24 protein-coding genes and 1 tRNA gene are annotated in these 26722 nt (G+C 62.0%); 18 read left to right on the top strand and 7 right to left on the bottom strand.

Features of this window, described 5'->3' with window-relative positions; genetic code table 11:
• Positions 1-6: 6 nt before the first annotated feature.
• The 12 genes from RA302_RS17660 (at position 7) to RA302_RS17605 (ending at position 13832) form a co-directional block, all read left to right on the top strand.
• Positions 7-1359, top strand: a complete 1353-nt coding sequence (locus tag RA302_RS17660; RefSeq protein ID WP_070159991.1) for a sugar ABC transporter substrate-binding protein — start codon at positions 7-9, stop codon at positions 1357-1359.
• Positions 1356-2306, top strand: coding sequence for a sugar ABC transporter permease (locus RA302_RS17655; RefSeq protein WP_019748978.1), 951 nt, complete (start codon positions 1356-1358; stop codon positions 2304-2306). The genes RA302_RS17660 and RA302_RS17655 overlap by 4 nt, the downstream gene beginning before the upstream one ends.
• A complete protein-coding gene (locus RA302_RS17650; RefSeq protein WP_070160003.1) occupies positions 2306-3172 on the top strand; it encodes a carbohydrate ABC transporter permease in 867 nt (288 codons plus the stop codon). Before RA302_RS17655 ends, RA302_RS17650 begins: the two co-directional genes overlap by 1 nt.
• A 27-nt stretch (positions 3173-3199) precedes the next feature.
• Positions 3200-4294 carry a sn-glycerol-3-phosphate ABC transporter ATP-binding protein UgpC gene (ugpC, locus tag RA302_RS17645; RefSeq protein ID WP_070159989.1) on the top strand — a complete coding sequence of 365 codons (1095 nt, stop codon included), beginning with the start codon at positions 3200-3202 and terminating at the stop codon, positions 4292-4294.
• Positions 4295-4389: 95 nt separating this feature from the next.
• Positions 4390-5307, top strand: coding sequence for a carbohydrate kinase (locus RA302_RS17640; protein ID WP_070159987.1), 918 nt, complete (start codon positions 4390-4392; stop codon positions 5305-5307).
• Between the two features lie 95 nt (positions 5308-5402).
• Entirely contained in the window at positions 5403-7619 is a 2217-nt protein-coding gene (locus RA302_RS17635) for an MMPL family transporter (RefSeq protein ID WP_070159985.1), read from the top strand.
• Between the two features lie 18 nt (positions 7620-7637).
• Positions 7638-8840, top strand: a complete 1203-nt coding sequence (locus RA302_RS17630) for a sensor histidine kinase (protein WP_030536577.1) — start codon at positions 7638-7640, stop codon at positions 8838-8840.
• Positions 8837-9511 carry a response regulator transcription factor gene (locus RA302_RS17625; RefSeq protein WP_030536576.1) on the top strand — a complete coding sequence of 225 codons (675 nt, stop codon included), beginning with the start codon at positions 8837-8839 and terminating at the stop codon, positions 9509-9511. Before RA302_RS17630 ends, RA302_RS17625 begins: the two co-directional genes overlap by 4 nt.
• A gap of 64 nt (positions 9512-9575) precedes the next feature.
• On the top strand, positions 9576-10880 hold the full coding sequence (locus tag RA302_RS17620; RefSeq protein ID WP_338477333.1) for a DUF222 domain-containing protein: 1305 nt from the start codon (positions 9576-9578) through the stop codon (positions 10878-10880).
• A 310-nt stretch (positions 10881-11190) separates the two neighbouring features.
• On the top strand, positions 11191-12318 hold the full coding sequence (locus RA302_RS17615) for an NDMA-dependent alcohol dehydrogenase (RefSeq protein ID WP_003941638.1): 1128 nt from the start codon (positions 11191-11193) through the stop codon (positions 12316-12318).
• Positions 12319-12354: 36 nt separating this feature from the next.
• The gene (locus RA302_RS17610) at positions 12355-13194 is read left to right on the top strand and encodes a serine hydrolase domain-containing protein (RefSeq protein ID WP_047270813.1); all 840 of its coding nucleotides are present in this window, start codon (positions 12355-12357) and stop codon (positions 13192-13194) included.
• A gap of 128 nt (positions 13195-13322) precedes the next feature.
• The gene (locus tag RA302_RS17605) at positions 13323-13832 is read left to right on the top strand and encodes a DUF3145 domain-containing protein (RefSeq protein WP_042445731.1); all 510 of its coding nucleotides are present in this window, start codon (positions 13323-13325) and stop codon (positions 13830-13832) included.
• A 110-nt stretch (positions 13833-13942) separates the two neighbouring features.
• Here RA302_RS17605 and RA302_RS17600 read toward each other — a convergent pair whose 3' ends face one another.
• The 6 genes from RA302_RS17600 to aceE form a co-directional block, all read right to left on the bottom strand.
• Positions 13943-15376 carry a carboxyl transferase domain-containing protein gene (locus RA302_RS17600; protein ID WP_003941597.1) on the bottom strand — a complete coding sequence of 478 codons (1434 nt, stop codon included), beginning with the start codon at positions 15374-15376 and terminating at the stop codon, positions 13943-13945.
• Between the two features lie 108 nt (positions 15377-15484).
• The gene (locus RA302_RS17595) at positions 15485-16735 is read right to left on the bottom strand and encodes a KasA/KasB family beta-ketoacyl-ACP synthase (protein WP_003941591.1); all 1251 of its coding nucleotides are present in this window, start codon (positions 16733-16735) and stop codon (positions 15485-15487) included.
• A gap of 7 nt (positions 16736-16742) precedes the next feature.
• Positions 16743-17018, bottom strand: a complete 276-nt coding sequence (gene acpM, locus RA302_RS17590; protein ID WP_003941649.1) for a meromycolate extension acyl carrier protein AcpM — start codon at positions 17016-17018, stop codon at positions 16743-16745.
• An 84-nt stretch (positions 17019-17102) separates the two neighbouring features.
• Complete coding sequence (locus RA302_RS17585; protein WP_083291512.1) at positions 17103-18011, bottom strand: ACP S-malonyltransferase; 909 nt, start codon at positions 18009-18011, stop codon at positions 17103-17105.
• A gap of 127 nt (positions 18012-18138) precedes the next feature.
• Complete coding sequence (locus tag RA302_RS17580) at positions 18139-19467, bottom strand: helix-turn-helix domain-containing protein (RefSeq protein WP_003941635.1); 1329 nt, start codon at positions 19465-19467, stop codon at positions 18139-18141.
• A 99-nt stretch (positions 19468-19566) separates the two neighbouring features.
• Complete coding sequence (gene aceE / locus RA302_RS17575; RefSeq protein WP_338477332.1) at positions 19567-22422, bottom strand: pyruvate dehydrogenase (acetyl-transferring), homodimeric type; 2856 nt, start codon at positions 22420-22422, stop codon at positions 19567-19569.
• Between the two features lie 233 nt (positions 22423-22655).
• Between aceE and RA302_RS17570 the strand changes: the two genes are divergently transcribed.
• The 6 genes from RA302_RS17570 (at position 22656) to RA302_RS17545 (ending at position 25824) form a co-directional block, all read left to right on the top strand.
• A complete protein-coding gene (locus RA302_RS17570; RefSeq protein ID WP_228401081.1) occupies positions 22656-23216 on the top strand; it encodes a hypothetical protein in 561 nt (186 codons plus the stop codon).
• Between the two features lie 177 nt (positions 23217-23393).
• Positions 23394-23819 carry a DUF3052 domain-containing protein gene (locus tag RA302_RS17565; RefSeq protein WP_003941575.1) on the top strand — a complete coding sequence of 142 codons (426 nt, stop codon included), beginning with the start codon at positions 23394-23396 and terminating at the stop codon, positions 23817-23819.
• Between the two features lie 35 nt (positions 23820-23854).
• The gene (locus tag RA302_RS17560) at positions 23855-24319 is read left to right on the top strand and encodes a peroxiredoxin (protein ID WP_003941619.1); all 465 of its coding nucleotides are present in this window, start codon (positions 23855-23857) and stop codon (positions 24317-24319) included.
• Positions 24320-24351: 32 nt separating this feature from the next.
• A tRNA-Val gene (locus RA302_RS17555) sits at positions 24352-24423 on the top strand.
• A gap of 91 nt (positions 24424-24514) precedes the next feature.
• Positions 24515-24739: a hypothetical protein gene (locus tag RA302_RS17550; protein ID WP_003941648.1), complete on the top strand. Its 225-nt coding sequence runs from the start codon at positions 24515-24517 to the stop codon at positions 24737-24739.
• A 65-nt stretch (positions 24740-24804) separates the two neighbouring features.
• The gene (locus tag RA302_RS17545; protein ID WP_338477331.1) at positions 24805-25824 is read left to right on the top strand and encodes a cobalamin biosynthesis protein; all 1020 of its coding nucleotides are present in this window, start codon (positions 24805-24807) and stop codon (positions 25822-25824) included.
• On the opposite strand, the gene RA302_RS17540 is transcribed toward RA302_RS17545, so the two are convergent.
• Positions 25765-26703, bottom strand: coding sequence for an SURF1 family protein (locus tag RA302_RS17540; protein WP_070160785.1), 939 nt, complete (start codon positions 26701-26703; stop codon positions 25765-25767). The two genes, RA302_RS17545 and RA302_RS17540, sit on opposite strands and share 60 nt — an antisense overlap.
• Between the last annotated feature and the right edge of the window lie 19 nt (positions 26704-26722).

Here is a 26722-nt window from a genome sequence, read left to right as displayed (position 1 = left end):
TAATCCGTGAAAACAGGAAGACGAGTGTGGGGCGCTGCCGCGGCGGCGCTCTGCCTCCTGGTGTCGGGATGTGCGGGCGCTGGTGCGCTCGGTGGTTCCGGCGAACGAACAGTCACCATCGCGATGGTGTCGAACTCGCAGATGCAGGACGCCATCAAACTGGCGCCGGCTTTCGAAGCCGAGAACCCTGGCATCGACCTCAAATTCGTCAGCCTTTCCGAGAACCAGGCGCGCGCCAAGATCACGGCGTCGACGGCAACCGGCGGCGGTGAGTTCGACGTCGTGATGATCAGCAACTACGAGACACCTCAGTGGGCCGCCAACGGTTGGCTCACGAACCTGTCCGACTATGCAGACACGACGCCCGGTTACGACGAGGACGACTTCGTACCGTCGATCAAGACTTCTCTGTCGTACGAGGACAGTATGTACGCGGTCCCCTTCTACGGGGAGTCGTCGTTCCTGATGTACCGCAAGGATCTGTTCGATCAGGCGGGGATTACAGTTCCCGAAGACCCGACGTGGCAAGAAGTTGCAGGTTGGGCAGCACAGTTCGACAACCCGGACGCCAAGATGGCGGGAATCTGCTTGCGCGGAAAGCCTGGCTGGGGTGAGGTACTCGCACCGCTGAACACCGTGATCAACACCTTCGGTGGACGCTGGTACGACGAGAATTGGAATGCGCAGCTGACCAGTCCGCAGGTCGAGGATGCGGTTCAGTTCTACGTGGACACGGTCAAGGAGCACGGTCAGCCGGGTCCTGCCACAAGCGGATTCGGTGAATGTGCAACACAATTCGCGCAAGGCAACACGGCGATGTGGTACGACGCGACGTCGGCTGTGTCGGTTCTCGAGGACCCTGCGTCGTCGAAGGCAGTCGGCAACATCGGATATGCGAAGGCCCCGAAGGTCGAGAAGTCCGATCCTGGTTGGCTCTACACGTGGGCGCTCGGAATCCCGGAGTCGGCACAGAACAAAGATGACGCCTGGAAGTTCATTTCCTGGATGACGAACAAGGACTACATCCAGAAGGTCGGAACCGAACTCGGCTGGTCGAGAGTTCCTCCGGGAAGTCGCCTATCGACCTACGAGATTCCGGAATATCAAGAGGCCGCACAGGCATTCGGTCCGATCACCCTCGAATCGATCAACAATGCAGATCCGAAAAACCCGACAGTGCAACCGGTTCCGTACACCGGCGTCCAGTTCCTCACCATCCCTGAGTTTCAGGACCTGGGCACTCGCGTCAGCCAGCAGATCAGTGCGGCCATCGCGGGTCAGAAGAGCGTGAAAGATGCACTCGAACAATCCCAGCAGTATGCCGAGGTGGTCGGCAAGACCTATCAGGAGAACCGATGACTACGGTTGCCGAGCCCAGAACTACCGTGGACGACGCGCCACCGGTCCGTGTCGAAAAGAAGATCTCCCGCGCCGAGGGTTGGCGTCGTAGAGGTCCCCTGTTGCCGGCGTTGATCTTCTCGATCGTCGTCACCCAGATTCCGTTTCTGTTCACCCTCTACTACTCGACGCAGTCGTGGAACCTAGTCCGGCCGGGATCGCGGCACTTCAACGGGTTCGACAACTACATAGAGGTTTTCAAGGACAGTCAGTTTCGGGAAGTCGCGGTCAACACGGTCATCATGATCGTGGGAACCGTCATCGTTTCCGTGATCCTCGGACTCGCGCTGGCGCTGCTACTCGACCGCGCATTCCTTGGTCGGGGCATCGTCCGGACACTGCTGATCACGCCGTTTCTCATCACTCCCGTCGCCGGCGCATTGCTGTGGAAGACAACAATGTTCGACCCGGTGTTCGGTATCGTGAACTTTGTCCTCCAGCCTTTCGGCGTCGGCCAGGTCGACTGGGTCAGTAAGTTTCCGCTCGCCGCCGTCATGATCAATCTGATCTGGCAGTGGACGCCCTTCATGATGCTGCTCATTCTGGCCGGTTTGCAGTCCATGCCCCGAGACATTCTCGAAGCCGCACGAGTGGACGGAGCCAAGCCGTTTGCGATGTTCCGCGAACTGACGTTGCCGCACCTGCGCCGCTTCATCGAACTCGGTGCAGTTCTGGGTGCGATCTACCTCGTGAACACCTTTGACGCGGTGTACATGATGACGTCGGGCGGGCCCGGCGTGGCCAGCTCGAACCTGCCGTTCTACATCTACCAGCGCGCGTTCCTCGGCTTCGACGTAGGTCAAGCTGCGGCGATGGGTGTCGTGACAGTGATCGCGACCATCATCGTGTCGACACTCGCGCTCCGATTGATCTTCAAGAGCTTCACCGGCAACGAGGAGGCGGCGTGATGACTGCCGTAGAGACGACACTCGCGACGGCCGACAAACCCGTCGTCAAGAAAAAGAAGAGCAGTAAGTTCAGTCCGTGGTCGGTCGTGGCGTGGATCGCCGCTCTCGGGTTTTTCTTCCCGGTCTTCTGGATGGTCCTCACCGCGTTCAAGACCGAGGCAGACGCCTACACGGATCCGCCGAAGCTGTTCTTCACTCCCACCCTCGAACAGTTCCGTGCCGTCCTCGACTCCGGTCTCGGCACGACGCTGGCAAACTCCGCATTTGCGACGGCCATGTCGACGATTCTTGTTCTGCTACTGGGTGTTCCGGCTGCGTTTGCATTGTCGCTTCGCCCGGTAGCCAAGACTCAGGACGTTCTGTTCTTTTTCATCAGTACCAAGATGCTCCCAGTCGTCGCTGCAATCGTGCCGCTGTACGTGATCGTCAACGACATCGGGTTGCTCGACAACATCTGGGCGCTGGTCATCTTGTACACATCGATGAATCTGCCGATCGCAGTGTGGATGATGCGTTCGTTCTTTCTCGAAGTCCCCGGCGAACTTCTCGAAGCTGCCAGCATGGACGGCGCGAGTTTGTGGACCTCGGTTCGCGAGGTGATCCTCCCGCTGATCTCGCCCGGAATTGCTGCGACTGCGCTGATCTGCGTGATCTTCTCGTGGAACGAATTCTTCTTCGCCGTCAACCTGACAGCTGTTCAAGCACAGACGATTCCGGTCTTCCTGGTCGGGTTCATCACCGGCGAGGGCCTGTACTGGGCTCGGCTCTCCGCGGCAGCGACCATGGCGGCATTGCCCGTCATCCTGGCCGGTTGGTTCGCCCAGAACAAACTGGTGCGCGGCCTGTCCTTCGGTGCAATCAAATAATTCTCCTCACCCTCTCAGGAGTTCGCCATGGCTGAAATCTCGTACCAGAAAGCGTCTTGCATCTACGAAGGTGCCGGGACCCTCGCTGTCGATTCACTCGATCTCGACATCAACGACGGGGAGTTCATCGTGCTCGTCGGTCCGTCAGGTTCCGGAAAGTCCACGGCCCTGCGCATGTTGGCAGGGCTCGAGGACATCGATTCCGGCGCGATCACCATCAACGGCAAGGACATGACCGATGTCCCGTCCAAGGATCGCGACATCGCAATGGTCTTCCAGAATTACGCGCTGTACCCCAACAAAACCGTCGGGGAAAATATGGGGTTCGCGTTGAAGATGCGCGGTGTGCCCGTCGAGGAGCGTAAGAAGAAAGTGGCCGAAGCGGCCAAACTGCTTGACCTGACTGACTATCTCGACCGCAAGCCGGCCAAGCTTTCCGGTGGTCAACGGCAGCGAGTTGCCATGGGCCGAGCTATCGTTCGTGAACCGCAAGTGTTCTGCATGGACGAGCCGCTCTCCAACCTCGACGCAAAGCTACGCGTCCAGACCCGCACGCAGATCGCGGCGTTGCAGCGTCGTCTCGGAACCACCACCGTCTACGTCACGCACGATCAGGTGGAAGCGATGACGATGGGTGATCGAGTGGCAGTGCTCAAGGGCGGCAAGTTGCAACAATTCGCTTCTCCGACCGAACTTTACGATCGGCCGGCCAATGCTTTTGTTGCCGGTTTCATCGGATCTCCAGGTATGAACTTGGTAACGGCGCCGGTCAGTTCGGGTGGGGTGCGTTTCGGTGACGTCGAGGTTCCGCTGGACCGCGAGCAGATGGCGGCAATCGCCGCGGCCGGTCTGGACTCGGTCACAGTAGGAATTCGACCCGAGCAATTCCAGGTGGTTGCCGCTGGAGACGGAATCGCAGCTCAGATCGACCTGGTGGAGGAACTGGGCAACGAGTCGTACATCTACGCGCACGTACCCGGCACGGAATCCGATCCGATTTCGCTCGTCGCACGCACCGGCGGGCGATCGAAGCTGCAGTACGGCCAGACGCTGGGCTTCGAGCGGGTGGACGGCCTCGTTCACCTCTTCGACCCGACTACGGGCGAGCGTGTGGGTAGCTGAATCCCACCATAATCGTGACCTGCTCGGCACCCGAACTCGTTCGTGCCGAGCAGGTCACATCCATCTTCGACCGGTGAGAAGGTTAGGGTCTACCGATGAGTGATACATGCGAACGATCCGTCGTGGTGTGTGGTGAGGGACTGGTTGATCTGGTTCCGGTGGGGGAGAACTTCTCACCCAAGTTGGGCGGTGGACCGTTCAACGTTGCGATTGCACTGGGTCGACTCGGATCCGACGTGGGATTCGTCTCTCGCTTGTCCACAGACGCCTTCGGAGATCGGATGATCGACTCGCTGGCCGCGTCCAATGTCGACACAACCGGAGTCGAACGTGGGCCCGAGCCGACAACTCTGGCCGTCGTGAACCTTGCAGCGGACGGAGGTGCGCGGTATTCCTTCTACCTCGAGGGAACGGCAGATCGACAGTTCGCGCTGCCGAAACTTCCCTCTGCCCGGGCATTCTCGTTCGGAACGCTGTCGCTGGTGCTCGAGCCCGGGGCCTCTGCCTACGAAGCTTTGCTGCACGAAGCACACGCCCGCGGTCGACTCACCATGGTCGACCCCAACATTCGTCCGGCGGTGATCTCCGACCCGGACGCGTATCGACGACGGTTTCGTTCGTGGTTGCCCGCCATCGATATTCTCAAAGTGAGCGACGACGACGCGAAGTGGTTGGGTTCGGTCGACGGCGCCGAGTGGCTCCACGAAGGCGTCGGCGCCGTCCTGCTCACCCGTGGTGGTGACGGGTTGCGGTTGATCACCGAGGAACTCGATGTTTCGGTGCCGGCGCCCGCGGTCGACGTCGCGGACACGATCGGTGCGGGCGATACCGTTCACGGAGCCCTGTTGGCCTACCTTGATCGTCACGACGCACTCGACGTCGCTGTTGTGCGTGCGTTCACCGAGGCAGATTGGTCGGCCGCGTTGACCTTTGCCGCACGCGCGGCAGCCGTCACCGTGTCACGTCCCGGGGCGGATCCGCCGTGGTCAAGGGAGTTGGGCCTGCCCGTCTAGCACTGGGGACCACCGCCCTACTGCGAGCGCAGTACGTCGAACTGCCTACCTGTGCACGATGTGCGACGGGGTCGTGTATCGGCACAGTGACACGCATGTCGATATTCCTGTACAAACTCTCGCGACTCGCGTTTCGGCGCCGTTGGGCAATGGTGGGCTTCTGGGTCGTCCTGCTGGTGGCGGGCGGAGTAGGCGCAGCAACGCTGTCCGGTCCGACCGTCAATACGTTGTCGATTCCGGGCACCGAATCACAAGCGGCGCAAGATCTTCTGGCTGAAAGATTTCCGCAATCGTCCACCGACGGAGCCAGTGCTCGCATCGTCTTCGAATCTCCGGCGGGCACGACGCTCACCGATCCGGCGATTCGACAATCCGTCAGTGACTTGGTCTCTGCGCTCGGGAAGGATCTTGAGATTGCAGCGGTATCGGATCCGTATGCCTCCGGCGGAGTGTCGCCGACTGGGACGATCGGATACATGCAGGTCTCCTATACCGCCGACTCGATGGACTTACCGGACAGTTCGAAAGAACTGCTCGAGTCCGCCGTCCACGACGCCGCGGATTCAGGGCTGGCAGTCGATGTTGCCGGCAACGTGCTGATGGAAAGCAGCGCCGAATCGATGGGCGAAGTGATCGGCGTCGCCATCGCCGCTGTGGTCCTGACGGTCACTTTCGGTTCGTTGGTGGCAGCAGGGCTTCCCTTGATCAGCGCGTTGATCGGCATCGGCATCGCGATCTGCACGATCACTATCGCAACTGGTTTCATCGAATTGGGTTCGAGCACAACCGTCCTGGCAATGATGCTTGGGCTCGCCGTGGCGATCGACTATTCGCTCTTCATCGTCTCGCGCTACCGCTCCGAACTACGTGACGGACATGATCCGGAAATTGCTGCGGGCCGCGCAGCGGGGACGGCGGGTTCGGCCGTAGTGTTCGCGGGGTTGACGGTGCTCATCGCATTGGCAGGACTGTTCGTCGTGAACATCCCGTTCCTGACGAGCATGGGTCTGGCTGCAGCATTCGCAGTTGCTGTTGCAGTGGTGATTTCACTGACGCTGCTGCCCGCCACACTCGGATTTGCAGGGTCGCGCGTCATGAGTCGGTCTGATCGTCGACTGCTGGCGTCCGGCGGTGAACTGACACACCGGAAACAGTCGGAGGGGGCGGGCTCGCGATGGGCCAAGTTCGTGATCCGGCGTCGAGTTCCGGTTTTGCTCGCGTCAGTCCTCGGGCTGGGATTGCTGGCGATCCCCACATTCGGAATCAACCTGAGTTTGGCGAGCCCACCAGTGCCCGACACAACTGCCGCCAGGGCTACCGACCGACTATCCGAGGGGTTCGGTGCCGGGTTCAGCGGTCCGCTCATGGTGGTCGTCGACGTTGCCGACGCCGCAGATCCGGCAGCGGCATTGAGCGGCGCCCAGGAAAAGCTCGGTGCTCTGCCCGACGTAGCGGCAGTGACGCCGCCAGCACTCAATCAGGCGGGCGATACAGCAGTCATCACGGTGGTTCCCTCGAGTGGCCCGGAAACCGAGGCAACAAAGGCGCTCGTCGCAGATATACGTGAGGTCGCCGGATCACTGACCGACGAGACCGGAGCCACGATGTCGGTCACCGGTCAGACAGCGTTGACGATCGACGTTTCGGATCGCCTGGCCGACGCCCTGGTTCCCTACCTCGCATTGGTCGTCGGCCTCGCCTTCATCCTCCTGATGTTGGTGTTCCGCTCGATCTTGGTACCACTCAAGGCAACTCTCGGATTTCTGCTCTCGATCGGTGCGACGTTCGGTGTGCTGGTCGCGATCTTCCAGTGGGGTTGGTTCGCCGGCATTCTCGGAATCGAAGGTCAAACCGGATCAGTTGTGGCGATGTTGCCCATCTTCATGATTGGCATCGTCTTCGGGTTGGCGATGGACTACCAGGTGTTCCTGGTGACCAGAATGCGTGAAGCGTTCGTCCACGGTGACGGACCGGATGAAGCAGTCGTGAAGGGCTTCGACCAGGGCGCGCGAGTGGTCACGGCCGCGGCGCTGATCATGATCGCCGTTTTCGCGGGCTTCATCTTCGGCGGCGACGCCTTCATCATGCAGATCGGACTCGGACTCTCGTTCGCGGTTCTGTTCGACGCCTTCGTGATTCGTATGACCGTCGTACCGGCCGTCATGTCCCTGTTGGGCTCGAGGGCATGGTGGTTCCCCTCATGGCTGGACCGGTTGGTCCCGAACGTCGATGTCGAGGGGGAGCAGTTGACTGCGCTGCTCGCAGATTCGAAGGAATCCAGTGAACCCACGAGCGACAAGTTGTCGGTGTGACCCGGATACGGTAGATCGATGACTTCGACATCGACGTGGGGTCGATGGTGTGCGGAACACCCGCGCACCATCGACCTGGCACTGGCGATTCTCGTGCTCCTTGCCACGTGGACGGCGCACCGCATCGCGCTCGACGGCAATGACACCCGCGAGGTCACGGTTGTGGGAGTGCTTGTAACAGCGATCGCAGCGGCAACCATCGTGTTCCGAAGGCGCTATCCGTTCTCGGCACTGGCGGTGGCAGTACTCCTCGGCGTATTGATGATTGCACTGTCAGCGCCGCCGAATGCCGGCACAGGTTCCGCAGCGATGGTGTGCCTCTACTACGTTGCCAGCACGAGTGACCGCCGGAGGACCTTCTTCGCAGCGGCGAGCACAGTCAGCTCGCTGATGCTCGTCACGATCTTTCTGGGAGTGGGGAACAATCTCCTGCAGGAGGCACTGGGGTTGTTGGCTTGGTTGCTGATGGCAAGTTTTGCCGGCGCCGAGGTCCGTTCTCGCCGAGCCTATCTGGAGTCCGTCGAGGCGCGCGCGGTGCAAGCGGAAAGAATGCGCGAGGACGAGGCCCGACACCGCGTCGTCGAAGAAAGGATGCGGATTGCGCGAGACCTGCACGACGTTGTCGCGCACCACATTGCCTTGGTCAACCTGCAAGTCGGGGTCGCGTCGCACTTGATCGGGAAAGACCCGGAGAAGGCGACGACTGCACTACGCGGAGTGGAGGAAACGTCCAAGGCGGCACTCGATGAAATTCGGGCCACGGTCGGAGTTCTCCGTGATGCTCAGGACGGTGATCGCTCGATGAAGCCGGCTCCGGGGCTTTCGGATCTACCGGCACTGGTGGATCAATTCGTCAGTGCGGGAATGGAAATCGAAGTGCGCGCTGTGGGTTCGCTGCGCCCTCTCGGGCCAGCAGTAGACCTCACGGCGTACCGAATTATCCAGGAAGCACTCGTGAATGCGAGCAAGCATGCGTTGCCAGGGGCCGTCACCGTGTCGTTGTCGTACGAAGCCGAGGTTCTGGTGCTGTCGGTCGAAAACTCCGGAACGGCAGTGCCTTCGACGTCACCGCCCGGGTACGGACTGCTGGGAATGAAGGAGAGGGCACAGGCAATGGGAGGCGAGGTCTCAGCAGGATTCCGCGCGGACGGGGGATTTCGTGTGGACGCCCAACTGCCGCTTGTCTCGGTGTCCAGGGGTTCGGAGAGTGGGGAGTCGTGAGTATTCGGGTGGTAGTGGCAGACGATCAGGCGCTCTTCCGTCAAACGCTTGCGCTGCTGATCGGTTCGGAAGAGGACATGGAGGTGGTCGCCGAGGCGGCAGACGGAGAGCAGGCATTCCAGGCGGCGATCGAGCACCGACCCGACGTTGTATTGATGGACATTCGAATGCCAGGCACCAGCGGAGTCGAAGCGACCGCCATGATTGCCGATCATCCGGATTTGTCCGACGTACACGTGTTGATCCTGACGACATTCGAGGTGGATGAGCATGTGGCACAGGCGATCCGGGCGGGTGCCAGCGGCTTTATCGGCAAAGGGATCCGGGCTGAAGATCTGCTGGATGCTGTTCGGACGGTCGCAAGTGGCAACTCGTTGTTGTCGCCGATTGCGACCAGTGCGTTGATTACTCGATTCCTTTCCATCCCGTCGCGGGCAGACTCGACTTCTGGGATCTTCGGTCAATTGACGCCGCGTGAACTCGAGGTGGTAACTCTCGTTGCTATGGGGATGTCCAACGACGAAATCGCCGCGGAATTGGTGATCAGCGCGGTCACGGCAAAAACCCATGTGAATCGGGCGATGACGAAACTGGATGTCCGCGACCGCGCGCAACTGGTGGTTCTCGCATATCAATGCGGTGTGGTGATTCCGGGACGCTCGGTGGACTGACTCGTGAAACTCTTGACTCGAACGGGTGTTCGAGTATGATATGGGGAGGGGATCGGGGGATTCAATGAGCGTCTTGTTGTCGGATGTGGTGTCAGGTTCTGCGGTGGGGTTACGCGGACGCCTGTGGCAGTTGACTGCTGCCGAGTTGCGCGCTGCTGCTGTCGAGGCGAGTGCGGAGATTCTGCGCCTGGAAGCCGTTCGTGTGGCGGTGGTGGACGAGTTGTCGTTGCGCCCGGATGATCAGGTGATTGCCAGCCGCGGGGTGGGTGCGTGGTTGGCGGCTAACACGATGCTGCAGGTTCGGGACGGGAAGAAGATCGCCGCGTTGGGTGCAGCTTTGCGGCCGCTTCCGGGTGTGGCGGCTCGGTTCGATGGCGGGGATTGCTCGTTCGAGCATGCCGTGTTGATCGTGGCGTTCTGCGAGTCACCACCTAAAGGCATGCCGGAGGAGGCGCTACCGAAGTGCATCGATTTGTTGTTGGCTGCGGCATCGGGGGTGGAGGCGACGACCACGAAGGTGCGGAACGTAATCGCGACCTTGGAGCGGTTGTTCGAATCGGATGAGATCCCGCCCGCAGAGGATGTCGATCTCAATGAGTTGCGGATCGCCTCGACCTTGAACGGCCGGGTGGTGGTGCGTGGTGATTTCGATGCCCTCACCGGCGAAATGCTGCTCTCGGTCCTGTCGAATCTGACGATGCCGACCCCGGCACCGGACGGGACTCCCGATGCTCGGTCGGCGGCGAAGCGGACCGCGGACGGGTTCACCGAACTGATCCGGCGTTACCTGGACTGCGCGAGGACTGGCACCGATGGTGGTCAGCGTCCGCATGTGAATGTGCACATCAATGCTCGGGATCTGGCGGAGCATCGGGACTGCGCCGCAGCACCCTCCACTGCTGATGACGGAATGGCTGTGTCGGATCTTGATGTCGGGCACATGCCGTGGCTCGGACCGCTGTCGGTGTCGCAGACCAGGCTTCTCGGGTGTGATTGTTTCCTGTCGACCGTTCTGCTCGACGGTCACGGGGCGCCGCTCGATGCGAGACCAGGGAAGAGGTTGGTCACCGCCGAACAACGGACTGCGTTGATTGCCCGAGACAGAGGCTGCGCGTTCCCGGGCTGCACATGTGTACCGGCGTGGACCGATGCGCACCATATCCGGCACTGGGCGAACGGTGGGCCGACGGTGATGAACAACCTGGTCCTGCTGTGCCGTTCACATCACCGGCTGATGCACCGGAAATCAGGGTTCGTCGGGAAATGGGATATCCGGATCGGTGTCGACAACAAACCCTGGTTCATCCCGCCACCCTCGATCGACCCCGGGCAGCACCCACGGCCGGCGAACACCACCTTCAAAACCTGAGGGGTCAAACCTCAGATGCACCAGAACATGCCCAGGCCTGTTTCAGACCCGCTGCTCTGTGTCCGACCGATTGGTGGGAGGTGGAGTCGAATGGTTGCGTGCTTTCGGGGCGGCTCTACTTTCGGGTGCCCGTGTGGCCTGTCCCACTCAGTGGGTCGTTATTCCGTTGTTGCCGCGCCGGTTGTGCCAGGTCATTTGGACATCTGACCTGCAGTGCAAAATCTTTCGTTAGAACACGTTCCAATTTCGCAGATTTGTGGCTATGGTCACAGAGATAGATGCGGGTGTGCGAATGAAAGGGTGAAGTGACGTGAAGACCAAGGGTGCAATCCTGTGGGGCCTCAATGAAAAGTGGTCCGTCGAGGAGATCGAGATCGGTGAGCCCGTAGCCGGCGAAGTTCAGATTCGCATGGAAGCGGCCGGAATGTGCCACTCCGATCACCACATCGTCACCGGCGCGACCCCGATGCCGTCGTTCCCCGTCATGGGTGGGCACGAGGGTTCGGGCGTCATCACCAAGCTCGGCCCGGAGGTCAAGGGTCTGGAGGTCGGCGACCACGTCGTTCTGTCCTTCATTCCGGCTTGTGGAACCTGTCCGGCGTGCTCGGCCGGCCATCAGAACCTGTGTGACCTCGGGATGGGCCTCCTCAGCGGCCAGGCCATCAGTGACGGTACCTACCGAATCCAGGCACGCGGCGAAAACGTGATCCCGATGTGCCTGCTAGGGACGTTCTCGCCCTACATGGTCGTGAACCAGTCGTCAGTGGTGAAGATCGACAAGGATATTCCGTTCGAGGTTGCCGCACTCGTCGGTTGCGGCGTCCCGACCGGTTGGGGATCGGCAACCCACATCGCCGATGTGAAGCCCGGCGAAGACGTTGTGATCATGGGTGTCGGCGGCGTCGGTATCAGTGCGCTACAGGGTGCAGTTGCATCGGGCGCCCGGTACATCTTTGCCATCGACCCCGTGCCGTGGAAGCGTGAGCAGGCTCTGAAGTTCGGCGCAACGCACGCTTTCGAAAGCGCTGCCGCTGCCATTCAGCCGATCATCGACGCTACGTATGGCCGCATGGCGCAGAAGACGATCATCACCGTCGGCGAAATGAAGGGTGAGTACGTCGAAGAAGCGATGATTCTGACGGCAAAGGCCGGCCGTTGTGTCGTCACCGCAATGGGGCACCTGACGGACATGGATGTGAAGCTGAACCTGTTCCTGATGGCGATGCTTCAGAAGGACCTTCAGGGCAACATTTTCGGCGGTGGCAACGCTCGCCAGGACGTGCCGAACCTCCTCGCGATGTACAAGGCAGGCAAGCTGAACCTCGACGACATGGTGACTCGGACCTACACGCTCGAAGGCGTGAACGACGGCTACCAGGACATGTTGGATGGCAAGAACATCCGCGGCGTCATCCGCTACACCGAAGCTGACTGGTGATCGGAAGCGCAACTCTTGTGCCAGTAGTCTGATCGGGTGCCCAGTACTCACAGTCTCGACGTAATCCAGCAGTGGCCGGTCGACAATGCGGCAGCGGTCGTCCTCTCCGGGAAGAATCCCGGTGAGGGCGACCGCATTCGTGCTTTCAGTGGCGACCAGGCGCATGTTTTCCCCCTGGCTTCGGTGACAAAACTGTTGTGCGCCTACGCGATTCTCGTGGCACTGGAGGAGGGGGCGGTCGAGTTGGATGGGCCGGCCGGGCCTGAGGGGTCGACCGTTCGTCATCTCCTCGCACATGCTTCGGGATTGGCATTCGCCGAACGTGTTGTTCAGGCGCCGGTGGCGTCGAAGCGGATCTACTCGAGTGCGGGGTTCGAGGTGCTTGCCGAGTTGGTTTCCCGGGAGACCGAGATCGAATTTGCCGACTATCTGGCCGAGGCGGTGTTCGCGCCGTTGGCGATGACCAGCGCGGCTCTTGTCGGTCCGGCCGGTCACGGTGCGCAGGCATCGGCAGACGACTTGGCCAAGTTCGCGGCTGAACTGCTCTCGCCGACTCTGGTCTCGGCGCAGACGTTCGCAGAGGCGACAACTGTGCAGTTCCCGGGGCTCAACGGAATTCTTCCGGGCTATGGCTCTCAGCGCCCCAACGACTGGGGGCTCGGATTCGAAATTCGGGGCGACAAGCGTCCGCATTGGACGGGTCTCGAGAACTCGGCCGCTACCTTCGGTCATTTCGGCCAGTCCGGGACGTTCCTGTGGGTCGATCCCACGATCGATACTGCGTGCGTCGTGCTTACCGATCGCGATTTCGGTGATTGGGCCAAGCCTTTGTGGACCGAATTGTCGGATGGCGTGGTCGGTGAAGTTTCGCGGTAGAGCACAAATTTCTCTCCTTCCACTGGCGCAACACGGGTAACACAAGGCACACTGTTCAATCGAGCGTGCTGCACGAACTCGACAGAGGTCGTTGGGGAAGACGTCCCTCGTCGAAGCAGGAGGCTCGAGTGCGCGAAATGAATCAATTCGCGGACGTGACGACTGGTGTGGTTTACATCCACTCGTCGCCCGCGGCGCTGTGCCCGCACGTGGATTGGGCTCTGTCCGCCACGTTGGACAGCCCTGCCAAGCTGAGATGGACCTCACAGCCTGCCTACGACGGGCTTCTGCGTGCGACGACGGACTGGACGGGTCCCGTCGGAACCTGTGCCCGCCTGGTCGACTCGCTACGCGCGTGGCCGATGTTGCGGTTCGAGGTCACCGAGGACCCGAGTCATGGCGTCGACGGCGAACGGTACAGCCATGTGCCCGGTCTGGGCCTGTGGCGCGGATCCACCAGTGCGAACGGTGATGTCGTCGTAGGGGAGATGAAACTGCGGTCCATCATGAATTCCGGTGGAGACATCGCCGCGGAAATCGATCGGGCGATAGGTACACCGTGGGACGAGGAACTCGAACCCTTCCGGAGTTCAGGCGAAGGTGCCGAAGTGACATGGCTGCGAAGGCGTGTCAGCTGACCGAGGTCCATCCTGAACCCGGAGTGCTCTCGCGGCTTGAACGACAAAGACTTGAATGACAAAGGTGGGCCCCGCCGTATCGGCGAGGCCCACCTTGCTGTCCAGGGTTGTCAGAGCGGAATGTTCTTGTGCCGCGCGCGGACAGATGGTGCAGACGCGAGGGCAGCGGTCACGATGCTGCGAGTCTTCGCCGGGTCGATTTCCTCGTCGACGACGCCGATTTCGACCGCGCGGTCGACGCCGCCCGCGATTGCCTCGTGCTCGGCAGCGAGTCGGTCGTGCAATGCTTCACGCTCGTCGTCCGGTGCAGCTGCGAGGGCCCGCTTGTGCAGGATGCCGACAGCAGCCTTCGCACCCATCACGGCTACTTCGGAGTTGGGCCAAGCGAATACGGCCGTGGCTCCCAGTGCTCGCGAGTTCATCGCGATGTAGGCGCCGCCGTAGATCTTTCGAGTGACGACGGTGACGCGGGGGACCGTTGCCTCGGCGAAGGCGTGAAGTAACTTCGCTCCGCGTCGGACAACGCCTTCCCACTCCATCGAGACGCCCGGCAAATACCCGGGAACATCGACGACGACCACGAGCGGCACGCCGAATGCGTTGCACAGTCGCACGAATCGAGCGGCCTTCTCTGCACTTTCGGAGTTCAGGCACCCCCCGAGTCGCAGTGGGTTGTTCGCAATGACGCCAACGGTGCGTCCGGCCATCCGGCCGAAACCGGTGACGATGCTCCGAGCGTAATTGCCTTGCAGTTCTTCGAAACTCGACTCGCCTTCGACGTTGTCGAGCATTTCGTGAACGATCGGACGAACGTCGTACGCGCGTTTCGCGGAGGCAGGCATCATGGCGCGCAGATCGCTGTCGCCGAGTTCCGCTGCCCGCTGATCGAATTCGCCCTGCTCGCACATCATCGAGACCAGGCGGCGCGCGCGGTGCAGTGCGTCGGCCTCGTCGTGTGCGGCGATGTGCGCGACACCCGACTTCTTGGTGTGTGTGTCCGGACCGCCGAGTGACACCATGTCGACCTGTTCGCCGGTGACACTACGAACTACGTCTGGCCCGGTGACGAACACTCGGCCTTCCGGCGCCATGATCACGACATCGGTGAGGGCTGGACCATACGCGGCTCCGCCAGCGGCAAAGCCGAGCACGACGGAAATTTGAGGTATGAGACCCGACGCGCGGACCATGGCCTCGAAGACCAGTCCGACGGCGTGGAGCGCCTCGACGCCTTCAGCCAGACGCGCGCCACCGGAGTGCCAGAGGCCCACGATGGGGGACTCTTCCTCGATAGCGGTATCGATGGCTTTGACGAGGTGTTTGCAACCGTCGACGCCCATGGCGCCACCCATGACAGTGGCGTCGGAGCAGTATGCGATGGTGCGGACGCCGTCGATGTTTCCGGACGCGGCGAGCACACCGGACTTGTCACGGGCGTGGAGCGGCACTGTTGTGCCGGGGTCGAACAGATTTTCCAGGCGCGCAAGAGGATCGCGCGGGTCTGTCGATGATTCGGACTTTGTCACGGGGGCCAGGATGGTCATCGCGTCCTCCTTCAGTACGAGCCTTGGGTGGAACGAAAGGTCGGTGTTGTCCGCGGGTGACGTTGTGTTGCAACGACACCCGCGGACAGGTGCAAACCGCGGTTCGGGCTAGGCCCGACCGAAGGCGAGCGCGACATTGTGCCCACCGAAACCGAACGAGTTGTTCAGTGCGAAATCGAAAGAGCCGGTTCGGGGTTCACCCTTGACGACATCGAGATCGATTTCTGGATCCTGGCTGTCAACATTGAGCGTGGGCGGGATGATCCCGTCACGCACTGCCAGAACCGTGAGGACTGATTCGAGGGCGCCGACAGCGCCGATCGAGTGTCCCAGCGCGGATTTCGGGCCGTACACCGCAGCGTGATTGCCGACCGCTGCGTTGATTGCCTTTGCCTCTGCGATGTCACCGATCGGCGTCGCAGTGGCGTGGGCGTTGATGTGCTTGATGTCGGACTTCGTCAGTCCGGCCATCTCGATTGCTCGGGTCATGGCTCGCGCCGCGCCCAGGCCTTCCGGATGCGGTGCCACGATGTGGTACCCGTCCGAAGTGATTCCGGAACCAAGCAGGCGGGCGTGAATCGTTGCCCCGCGTGCCTTTGCGTGCTCCTCGGTTTCGAGGATCATCAAGGCGCCGGCTTCGCCGAAGACAAATCCGTCGCGGTCCTTGTCGAAAGGACGTGAAGCTGCGGCCGGATTGTCGTTGTTGGTGCTCATCGCACGCATCATGGCGAAGCTCGCGATCGGAACGGCGTCGATGAAGCTCTCGACTCCACCAGCCACAACCATGTCCGCGTCACCCATGACAAGCATGCGGTGAGCGTGAGCAATTGCCTCGGAACCTGATGAACATGCCGACACCGGAGTGATGACGCCACCGCGGGCCCCGAGTTCGAGTCCGACCGTTGCGGCCGGTCCGTTGGGCATGACCATCTGCACCGAGAACGGGGACACCTTGCGGTATCCGCCGCCACGGAGCTTGTCGACGGCGTCGATGAGCGTGTCGCCGCCGCCGAGTCCGGTGCCGATGACAACGGCCAGGCGGTCCTGATCGACTTCAGGGCTGCCGGCGTTGCTCCAGACCGTGCGACTCAACGTGAGGGCAAGGCGTTCCACCCAGCTCATCCGTCGAATTTCGACGCGGGACAAGCCCTCGTCCGGTGAAACCTTCAGGTGCCCGCCGATGCGAATGGGAAGGTCGAACTCGTCGATGAACGGGTCATCGAGGATTCCGATGCCGCTTTCGCCGGCGAGTAGCGCCTTCCACGTGCCATCCACATCACCAGCCACCGAGGTCGACGTCGCGAGGCTCGTGACGACGATGTCGGGGAATTTCCCTTTGCGGGTAGAAGCGGAAGTCACGGTCGGCTCACTCTGCGTTCTTGGCTTCGGCGCCTTCGGCTTCGAGCTTCTGGATGTACGCGACGATGTCGCCGACGGTGCGCAGGCCTGCGAGATCCTCGTCGGGGACCTTCACGCCGTACTTGTCTTCGGTCTGAACGGCGATCTCGACCATGGACAGGGAGTCGATATCGAGGTCGTCGACGAAGGACTTGTCAACGGTGACCTCGGAAGGCTCGATACCAGTGACCTCCTCCACGATCTGGCCGAGTTCCGCGATGATTTCTTCCTGAGTGTGGGCCACTGGTGTGGCTCCCTTCTTGATCGATTGAGGTGGGGTGAAACGTCCGGCCGCCGTTCGGGCTGATCGGCCGGGTGGGCGTCCGAGCTAGGTCAGCTCGGACAGTGCGGAGATATCCTCCGGGTTCTTGAGGGCCACCGTCGGTGTGCCACGCATTTCACGCTTGGCAATTCCGACGAGGGTTCCAGCCGGCGGGAGTTCCACGATCGCGCTGACTTCTGCTGTCCGCAACGACGCGGAGCAGAGGTCCCAACGAACGGGGCGGGTTACCTGCGCGGCAAGCTTGGTGAGGGCGTCGGCGCCCGAGGAGACGGGTGCGCCATCCGAGTTGGAAAGCAGCGTGCGCGTCGGATCGGAAGGGGTGATCTTGGCGGCAGCAGCTGCGACGGCGTCCTGCGCCGGCGCCATGAAGCGGGTGTGGAAAGCTCCGGCGACGGGTAGTGCGCGGACTCTGGCCTTTTCGGGTGCGTTTGCTGCGAGTTCTTCGAGCGCGGTGAGCAGTCCGGCCGCCACGATCTGGCCGGCCGCATTGCGGTTGGCTGCTTCCAGCCCGAGTTCTTCGATTCGTGCGAGCACTTCGGCTTCGTCTCCACCGAGAACGGCTGACATGCCCGTGGGCTCGAGCGCACAAGCCTTGGCCATCTCGGCGCCACGGAGGGCGGCAAGCGCGACCGCGTCGTCAGCGGAGATAACACCGGCGACCGCAGCAGCGGCAAGCTCACCCACCGAATGGCCGGCAGCGATGACGTCGGCGCCGAGGAGCCGACGTGATTCGATTTCCTCGTATGCCAGCAGAGCAGCGGCAACGACGAGGGGCTGGGTTACCGAGGTGTCGGTGATTTCTTCGGCGGTCGCGGTCGTGCCGAGTCGGACGAGGTCCAGGCCGGCTGCCTTCGACCACACTTCGAGGCGGTCTTGTGCTCCGGGCAGTGCCAGCCAGGGGCTGAGCATGCCGGGTGTCTGAGAGCCCTGTCCCGGGGCGAGCAACGAAATCACTTATTAAGAGAACACCGCCGCGAGCGACCTGCGAGATGTCGGTCGCGATGAACTCTGGCGAAGTGTTTTGTAGGGTTCCCACAAAATCCCACGTCGCGCTCGGCCATCGAAATTGGACGCTCAGGGGTTACAGGTTTGTTTGTCCGGATGTTAAAGATGTGACTGAAGTAACCGAATTGTTCGATTTGAGATCGATTTGTGTCAATCGGCCCACGGTAGCGGCGATCCGTAGTACATACGCGTCGCGTGGATTCGTTGGATCCCGGCCGGTAACTTCGGCGATTCGCTTCAAGCGGTACCGAACGGTATTTGGATGAACAAACAGAAGACGTGCACAAGTCTCAACCGCACCTCCACAGTCGAGATAACTGTCTAAAGTATCGGTCAAGACTGTGCCGGATTCAGCTAAAGGTGCGACGAGGAAATCGCGAAGAGCCTTCACGGCAGCGGCGTCTCCCAGTAGTGCCCGTTCCGGGAGCAGTTCAGTCGCGAAAACGGGACGAGGTGCGCCGCGCCACCCGGCAACAGCCTTGATTCCCGCCAGAGCTTCGGACGCACTGAAGTGCGCTGCGCTCAACGAGGGTGTCGTCGGGCCGATCACCACCGGCTCGTCGGCGAAACTCATGAGCAGGTCTTGAAGGAATTGGCTGCCTTCCGTCTTACTGCTCAGCTCGCCGCTGACGATCATCACCAGTCGCGGACCCTGCACCACGGCGAGAACAGCGCGCCCGTGCGCGGCGGCAGTCGCGTGGACGGTGCCGGCAACCGAGACCCGCTCGTCCGGCGGGGGAGACCCGACGATGACGGTGGCCGGAGCCGTGGCATCCCAGTTCAAGGTGGCGGCGCGAGAGAGCATGTCCGAGCCGGTGTCTCCCTGCACGACGGCGTCGACGACGAGCGCTTCCAGTCGCGTGTCCAGGGCACCCCGCGACTCGGCAGCGCTTGCGTACACCGTCGCTGCTGCGAAACCGAGTTCACGCCCGTAGCGCAGGACGGCTTCTGTCAGCGCGATCAGCTGCTGATCGTTGCGGGCGAGAGCCGGCAGCCATTTCTCGAAGAACTCCATCGCCACCCGGACCATGTCGACGGTCTGGCGCAGCGTGAGCTGTCGAGCAAGATCCTGAGGGATGACCGGAAACGACTCGTATCCGAAGCTGATCTCCGAGTCGAGTTGCCGCAGCCATTCCAGGAAATTCACCACCGACGTCTGCACCAACAGTTGAACGTCGGCGCGTTGCGAAGCGTCGAGACTGTCGAAGAACGGAAGCTGCTCCTCCATCACGGTCACGGCCTCGGTGGAGAGCCGGCCGGAGAACTGTTTGACGCGGCGGAGCAAGGCTTCTGGAAGTGGATCGCGAACCTGACGACGGCGGGCGAGTACAGCCTGCAACCCGGACGACTGTGGTCGAGTGCGGCGTACGCCCTCTTCGGGTTTCTCGGGATCAGGTTCGGGCATGAGAAAAACCTACGCCCATTGCCGCAGCGGATGTCGAGATGACACCCGCGGCGATGGGCGTAGGTCTGTTTTCGATCGCTTGGACTGTTGTCCTACGACTTAGGCGCTACCGGTGTCCCCGGTCTGCTCGGGAGCAGCATTCACGTCGTCGATGCGGTATCGGCTCGCTGCTTCGACGGCATTCGACCGCTCGATCGACCCTTCCTTCGCCAAACCGATCAGCACGGCAACGACGATGGATTCGGCATCGACGTTGAAGTAACGACGCGCAGCGGTGCGGGTGTCGGAGAAGCCGAACCCGTCCGTGCCGAGCGTGGTGTAGTCGCCGGGAACCCACTGACGGATCTGGTCCGAGACCGCCCGCATCCAGTCCGAAGCCGCGACGACAGGGCCTTGGGCCGAGGACAACGCCGTGGTGACGAAGGGAACCGGAGCATCCTCGGACGGATTGAGCAGCGCCTGACGTTCGCATTCGACGCCTTCGCGGCGCAGCTCACCCCAGGACGTGACCGACCAGACGTCAGCCGAGACGCCCCACTCGTCGGCGAGCAGCTTCTGCGCACGCAGACCCTCGGGCATCGCGACACCGGATACGAGGATCTGTGCCTTCGGGCCGGCTGCTTCGGACGTCTTGTAGAGGTAGATGCCCTTGAGCAAGCCCTCGACGTCGAGACCTTCGGGCTCGGCCGGCTGAACGTACGGCTCGTTGTAGATGGTCAGGTAGTAGAAGATGTTCTCGCCACCGAAACCGTCGACGCCCTCGGTGCCGCCGTACATGCGGCGCAAGCCGTCCTTGACGATGTGCGCCAACTCGTACGAGAACGCGGCGTCGTACGTGACAGCTGCGGGGTTGGTGGATGCCAGGAGCAGCGAGTGTCCGTCGGCGTGCTGGAGACCTTCACCGGTCAGAGTTGTACGACCGGCGGTGGCGCCGAGAACGAATCCCCGAGCCATCTGGTCGGCAGCCGCCCACAGGCCGTCGCCGGTGCGCTGGAAACCGAACATCGAGTAGAAGATGTACAGCGGAATCATCGGTTCACCGTGGGTGGCGTACGACGTGCCGACTGCGGTGAACGAAGCCGTCGAACCGGCCTCGTTGATGCCCTCGTGCAGGATCTGGCCGATCGGGCTCTCCTTGTAGGCGAGCATGAGTTCGGCGTCGACGGAGGTGTAGAGCTGCCCGTTGCGGTTGTAGATCTTCAGCGACGGGAACCACGAGTCCATACCGAACGTGCGAGCCTCGTCCGGGATGATCGGCACGATGCGCTTGCCGATCTCCTTGTCGCGCAACAGTTCCTTGAGGATGCGCACGATCGCCATGGTGGTGGCGACTTCCTGCTTGCCCGAACCCTTGCGGATGACGTCGTACGTCTTGTCCTCGGGGAGCTTGAGCGGAGCAGCGTCGGTGTTGCGGGAAGGCAGGAACCCGCCCAGTGCTTTACGACGGTCGAGCATGTACTTGATCTCGGGTGCGTCGGCGCCCGGGTGGTAGTACGGAGGCAGGTACGGATCCTTCTCGAGCTCGGCGTCCGAGATCGGGATGTGCTGCATGTCGCGGAACGCCTTGAGATCGTCCAGCGTCAGCTTCTTCATCTGGTGCGTGGCGTTGCGGCCCTCGAAGTGCTTACCGAGGGTGTAGCCCTTGATGGTGTGCGCCAGGATGACCGTCGGCTGGCCCTTGTGTGCCATGGCCGCTGCGTAGGCGGCGTGGACCTTGCGGTAGTCGTGGCCACCGCGCTTGAGGTTCCAGATTTCCTGGTCTGTGAGGTCCTTGACCAGTTCCTTGGTGCGGGGGTCACGTCCGAAGAAGTGATCGCGTACGAACGCGCCGTCGTTGGCCTTGTACGTCTGGTAGTCACCGTCCGGCGTCACGTTCATCAGGTTGACGAGTGCGCCGTCGCGATCGGCGTGCAGCAGCGCATCCCACTCGCGACCCCAGACGACCTTGATGACGTTCCAGCCGGCACCGCGGAAGAACGATTCCAGTTCCTGGATGATCTTTCCGTTGCCGCGGACCGGGCCGTCGAGGCGCTGGAGGTTGCAGTTCACGACGAACGTGAGGTTGTCGAGGCCTTCGGTTGCCGCGACGTGAGCGAGGCCGCGTGATTCGGGCTCGTCCATTTCGCCGTCGCCGAGGAACGCCCACACGTGCTGATCGGTGGTGTCCTTGATGCCGCGGTCGTTGAGGTAGTGGTTGAACCGGGCCTGGTAGATGGCGTTCATCGGGCCGAGGCCCATCGAGACCGTCGGGAACTCCCAGAAGTCGGGAAGCAGCCGTGGGTGCGGGTAGGACGGCAGTGCGCCGCCGAAGTCGGCGTGGGACTTCTCCTGGCGGAATCCGTCGAGCTGTACCGCGGGGATCCGGCCCTCGAGGAAGGCGCGGGCGTAGATGCCGGGGGAGGCGTGACCCTGGATGAAGATGTGGTCGCCGCCGCCGGGATGGTCCTTGCCGCGGAAGAAGTGGTTGAAGCCGACCTCGTACAACGCTGCCGAGGATGCATAGGTCGAGATGTGACCGCCGACGCCGACGCCCGGTCGCTGAGCGCGGTGGACCATGATCGCGGCGTTCCAACGGATCCAGGCGCGATAGCGGCGCTCGACCTCTTCGTCACCGGGGAACCACGGCTCGTTTTCGGTCGGAATCGTGTTGACGTAGTCGGTCGAAGTGAGCGCGGGGAGTGCGACATGCTTCTCACCGGCGCGTTCGAGCATGCGGAGCATGAGGTAGCGGGCACGCGTGGGTCCGGATCGATCCAGAAGTCCGTCGAATGATTCGAGCCATTCGGTGGTCTCGTCCGGATCGATGTCCGGCAGGTACGACGCAACACCTTCGCGAATGACGCGAACGCGACCGTCGGTTCCCCCCGGCGTATTCGACGCGGGCGAACCCGACTCGCCGGCGGCGCCGGAATCGGCGTTCTGCCCGGACGCGGGACCCTGGATCAGGTCAGACAACGTGTGCTCCTCATTGGTTTGGGGACGCGTGGTGGGGCGTCCTTACATAGGTGATCGAGGCCTTGTTAGGTCCGACGCACTTCCATCGTGAATATGGCGCGTACCTCATCTTTCACCATCCCGGTCGGTCCGGCACACCTCGCCTCTGGTTACTCTCGGGTAGCGTTTTTCGGCGTGACGCAGGGGTGTGATGGTTCCCCGTAGTCACAGGCTTGGGGGATCGATCGGAACGTATGAAGGGGTGGGAAAAAATAAACAAAGAAATCAATTACGGCAGGGTCGGGGCGTGGGTCTCGGTCGGATCGATCGCAGTGGGACTGTCGGTGATCGTGGGATGTTCGGCGGCGGTGACCGGATCGGCAGTACCCAATGAAGCGCACGTGGCTGCATACCAATCCGAGGTGAGTATTTCGATGGCCGCCGCGTCCTCGTCGAAAGCGGCGGCAGATGCGGCAGATGCGGCGTTCGCGATCTGTGAGGAAGCGGTCTCTCGATCGAAAAACGACGTGGTTGCGTTCAATGCCTACGTCGACGCCGGAAATCATGGTGAGACCGACCTGAGAGCCGAAGCAAGCGCTGCTGCTTCCTCGGCAAGGGAGACGGCCTCGTGGTTCGACTCGGTCTCGAGTGAACTTCCGACGCAACTTTCCGGACTGTTCGCCGAATTGGCCGCGAACCTACGTTCATCTGCTGTCGTGATCGAGAGTGATCATTCGGCCGATGAAATCAATTCGATCAGCGATACGAGCAATTCGATTCGCAAGTCGATCTTCGATGAATGTGGATCCCTGTGACCTGCGGTAATCCGCAGGCGTAAGGTTCGCCGTGTGTCAGAAGACGATCTTTGGTGAAAGTTTTCGGCGTGGTCGGCTTGCGCTAACGCCTCAGACCATGTTCGCTTTCCCTAATTGATCGTCAAACGGTAGGTGTGCGGGGTCGCCACACACCATCAACAAAAGGAGGACCCCACCGTGGTCGCCGCGGCGGATGCCCAGAACTACGCTCAGAAACTCGGGATTACCACTGACATGGTGGTGCAGGAACTGGGCTGGGATGAGGATACCGACGACGGCATTCGTGCCGCGGTTGAGGAAACCATCGGCGGGGAAATGCTCGACGAGGATTCCGACGAGGTCATCGACGTCGTGCTGCTGTGGTGGCGCGACGAGGACGGTGACCTGGTGGACGCCCTCATGGATGCCATCGGGCCCCTCGCCGACGAAGGCTTCGTGTGGGTTCTCACTCCCAAGACCGGTCTCGACGGACACGTCGAGCCCAGCGAGATCGCCGAATCGGCGCCGACTGCCGGCCTGACGCAGACATCGGCAGCCAACCTCGGTGACTGGTCGGGAAGTCGACTGGTTCAGCCGAAGGCTCGTCCGGCCAACAAGCGCTGACCCGGTCCTTTCCGCACTTTCCCAAGGAATCGCACATGCCTCTCGAAGTTGGTGCCCAGGCACCGGATTTCACCTTGAAGGACCAGAACAACCAGGAAGTTTCGCTCGCAGATTTCCGCGGTAAGAAGAACGTTCTGCTGGTCTTCTATCCGTTGGCCTTCACCGGGACTTGTCAGGGGGAACTCTGCAAGGTCCGTGACGAGCTTCCGAAGTTCGAGAACGACGACACCGCCATTCTCGCGATTTCTGTCGGTGCTTCGCCGACTCACAAGATCTGGTCGGCCGAGCAGGGATACACATTTCCCTTGCTGTCGGACTTCTGGCCGCACGGTGAGGTCGCTCAGAAGTACGAGGTGTTCAACGACAAGTTGGGCTTCGCGAATCGTGGCACCTTTGTCATCGACAAAGACGGAATCATTCGTTTTGCCGAGATGAACGGCCCCGGAGAAGCCCGTGACCACGGACTTTGGGCAAATGCGCTTGCCGCGCTAGAGTCTTAGAGCACTCCCGGTGAGGGTCTCACCGGGAGTTCGGGCGTGTAGCTCAGTGGTAGAGCTCTGGTTTTACACACCAGCGGTCGGGGGTTCGAAACCCTCCGCGCCCACCGAAGAATTCAAGCCCCGATCTGCGTCGACGCAGATCGGGGTTTTTTCATTTTCGGCAACGAATTGTCCGCAATACGCCATTCTGGACGCATGTCCAGTTCTGTGATCGAAGTAGCCGTCGACCCGACGCGCGTGCATCCCACCCGTCCGCACATACACATCGCCGAGATGCCCAGTCTCAGTGTTGCGTTGTTCCCGGGGCAGACGATCCGGGTTCGTTCCCAAAGCGACGCACTGGCGACCGGGATTGCCCGTGTCTGGGAAATCAACCGAATGCACCGCTTGATCTACCTGACGATCGACTGGGACGGGTAGAGATCGGCTCGTGCAGACACGTGACGGTTGGCCAGAGAACGAGCGTCGCTGCTACAACTACGCTCGTGCAGATTTCGGTTCGTTCGTCCCAGTCTCGATTCAATGCGCGAGCTGCCGGGCTTCTCCTCGGCTTCGTCGCGGATCGGGTCTTCGCCGATCCGGGGCGGTTCCATCCGGTTGCCGGCTTCGGAACCGCGGCTATCGCGCTGCAGAAGAGGTCCTACCGGGACTCGCGCGCGGCCGGAACACTTCATGTTGCCGTGCTCTTGGCCGGCACCGCAGGACTTGGGCTCGCAGCCGAAACAGCGTCGCGCCGGGCCGGTTGGGTGGCCGTCACGGGTACGACAGCGATGGCTACCTGGGCTGTGCTCGGCGGGACGTCGCTTGCACGCACCGGCATCGACATGGCCGCTCGATTGGAGGCGTCACAGGTCGATCGCGACCTGACGAAAGCGCGCGAGCTTCTCCCTTCACTGTGTGGACGCGATCCATCGGTACTGAGCGAGGAGGGCCTCACGCGTGCAGCGCTGGAGTCGGTCGCCGAAAACACCTCGGATGCAAGCGTCGGTGCAATGTTCTGGGGTGCAATTGCGGGCGTGCCGGGTCTGTTCGTCTACCGCGCCGCCAACACCCTCGACGCGATGATCGGCTACCGCTCCGAGAAATACCGCAGATTCGGGTGGGCTGCGGCGAGGTTCGACGACCTGGTCAACATCGTCCCCGCTCGGCTGACCGGTGCGCTGACGGCTGCGTGTGCACCGGTGGTGGGCGGCTCGGTTCAGGAATCACTGTCAGCGTGGAAACGCGACGCAGCGGCTCATCCAAGCCCCAATGCGGGCGTCGCGGAAGCGTCGGCGGCAGGGGCGTTGGGCATTTCGTTGGGTGGTCGGACCGAGTACGCGCACGGGGTGGAGATGCGTCCCGTCCTCGGCCGAGGGACTGTGCCGACGCCGAACGATCTGCGCCGCGCGTCGAGGCTTTCGTCGGCGGTGCAGATCAGTGCAGTTGTGGTGTCAGCGGGTATTTCAGCGGGTATTGCCGTATCGATCGGCAAGTTTGGCTTCCTGCGCCGTCAGCGGCACTGATTCCGGCTCCGGCTTCTTGCGACGGCTGAAGGTACGAGCCGGTTCGGCGGGGGATGAGGCAGGCGCGGACACCGGCGCTTCCGGGGTCGTCTCGGTAGCGGCGTCGTCCGCTGCGAAACCGTCGACAGCTGCTTGAGCTGCCTTCTCCTTGCGACGTTCGCGCCACTCCGCGCGAATGAAGTAGGCCAGTCCGAGCGGCGCCATGATGCCGAACGCCAGCCACTGGAACCCGTACGAGAGGTAGGGGCCTGCATCGAGTTGGGGGAGAGGGATCGTCCCCAGGCCGCCGGGCTGGTCGGGTTCGAGTTGGATGTACGCGTCGATCAGGTCCGTTCCGATGAACTCGCCGATAGGTTGTGCGTCGATGGAGTAGACCTGTTTCGCGCCGTCCTCGAACATCGGAACTCGGCCGGGCGCGGTGCCTTCCGACAGACGCACGCGACCGTTGAGAGTGACCGGATCGGTCGGCGGCGCGGCGATGGGCGGTGCCTCGGCGCCGTTGATCGGCCGAACGTATCCGCGATTGACGAGGATCGTGCGGCCGTCGTCCAGGCGGAAAGGCGTCAGGATCTCGTAGGACGGCGCGCCCTCGATGGACTGCAGTCGGACGAGGATATCGGCGTCGGGCAGATAGGTGCCTGCCGCGGTGATGTTTCGCCATTCGTCGTCCGGTGCGATCGTCGAATCGGCGATGACATCACCGATCGGCACGGTCTCCGCGTTGATCGAGTTCGAGATCAGATCATTGCGGTGCTCGGTCTTGGTGTTCTTGCCGAGTTGCCATGGAGCGAGCACGGTGAAGCACAGGTAGGCGAAGAGCCCGACCACAGCTGCCAGTACCAACCAACCGGGCCGCAACAGGAATTTCAGTCTTCGCACACGTCCACGGTATCCGTTG

This window comes from Rhodococcus sp. DN22, from assembly GCF_036669995.1.
GTDB classification, from domain to species: domain Bacteria; phylum Actinomycetota; class Actinomycetes; order Mycobacteriales; family Mycobacteriaceae; genus Rhodococcus_F; species Rhodococcus_F erythropolis.
The sequence above is the reverse complement of the archived record's forward strand: the minus strand, read 5'-3'. Positions and strand labels throughout refer to the sequence as shown.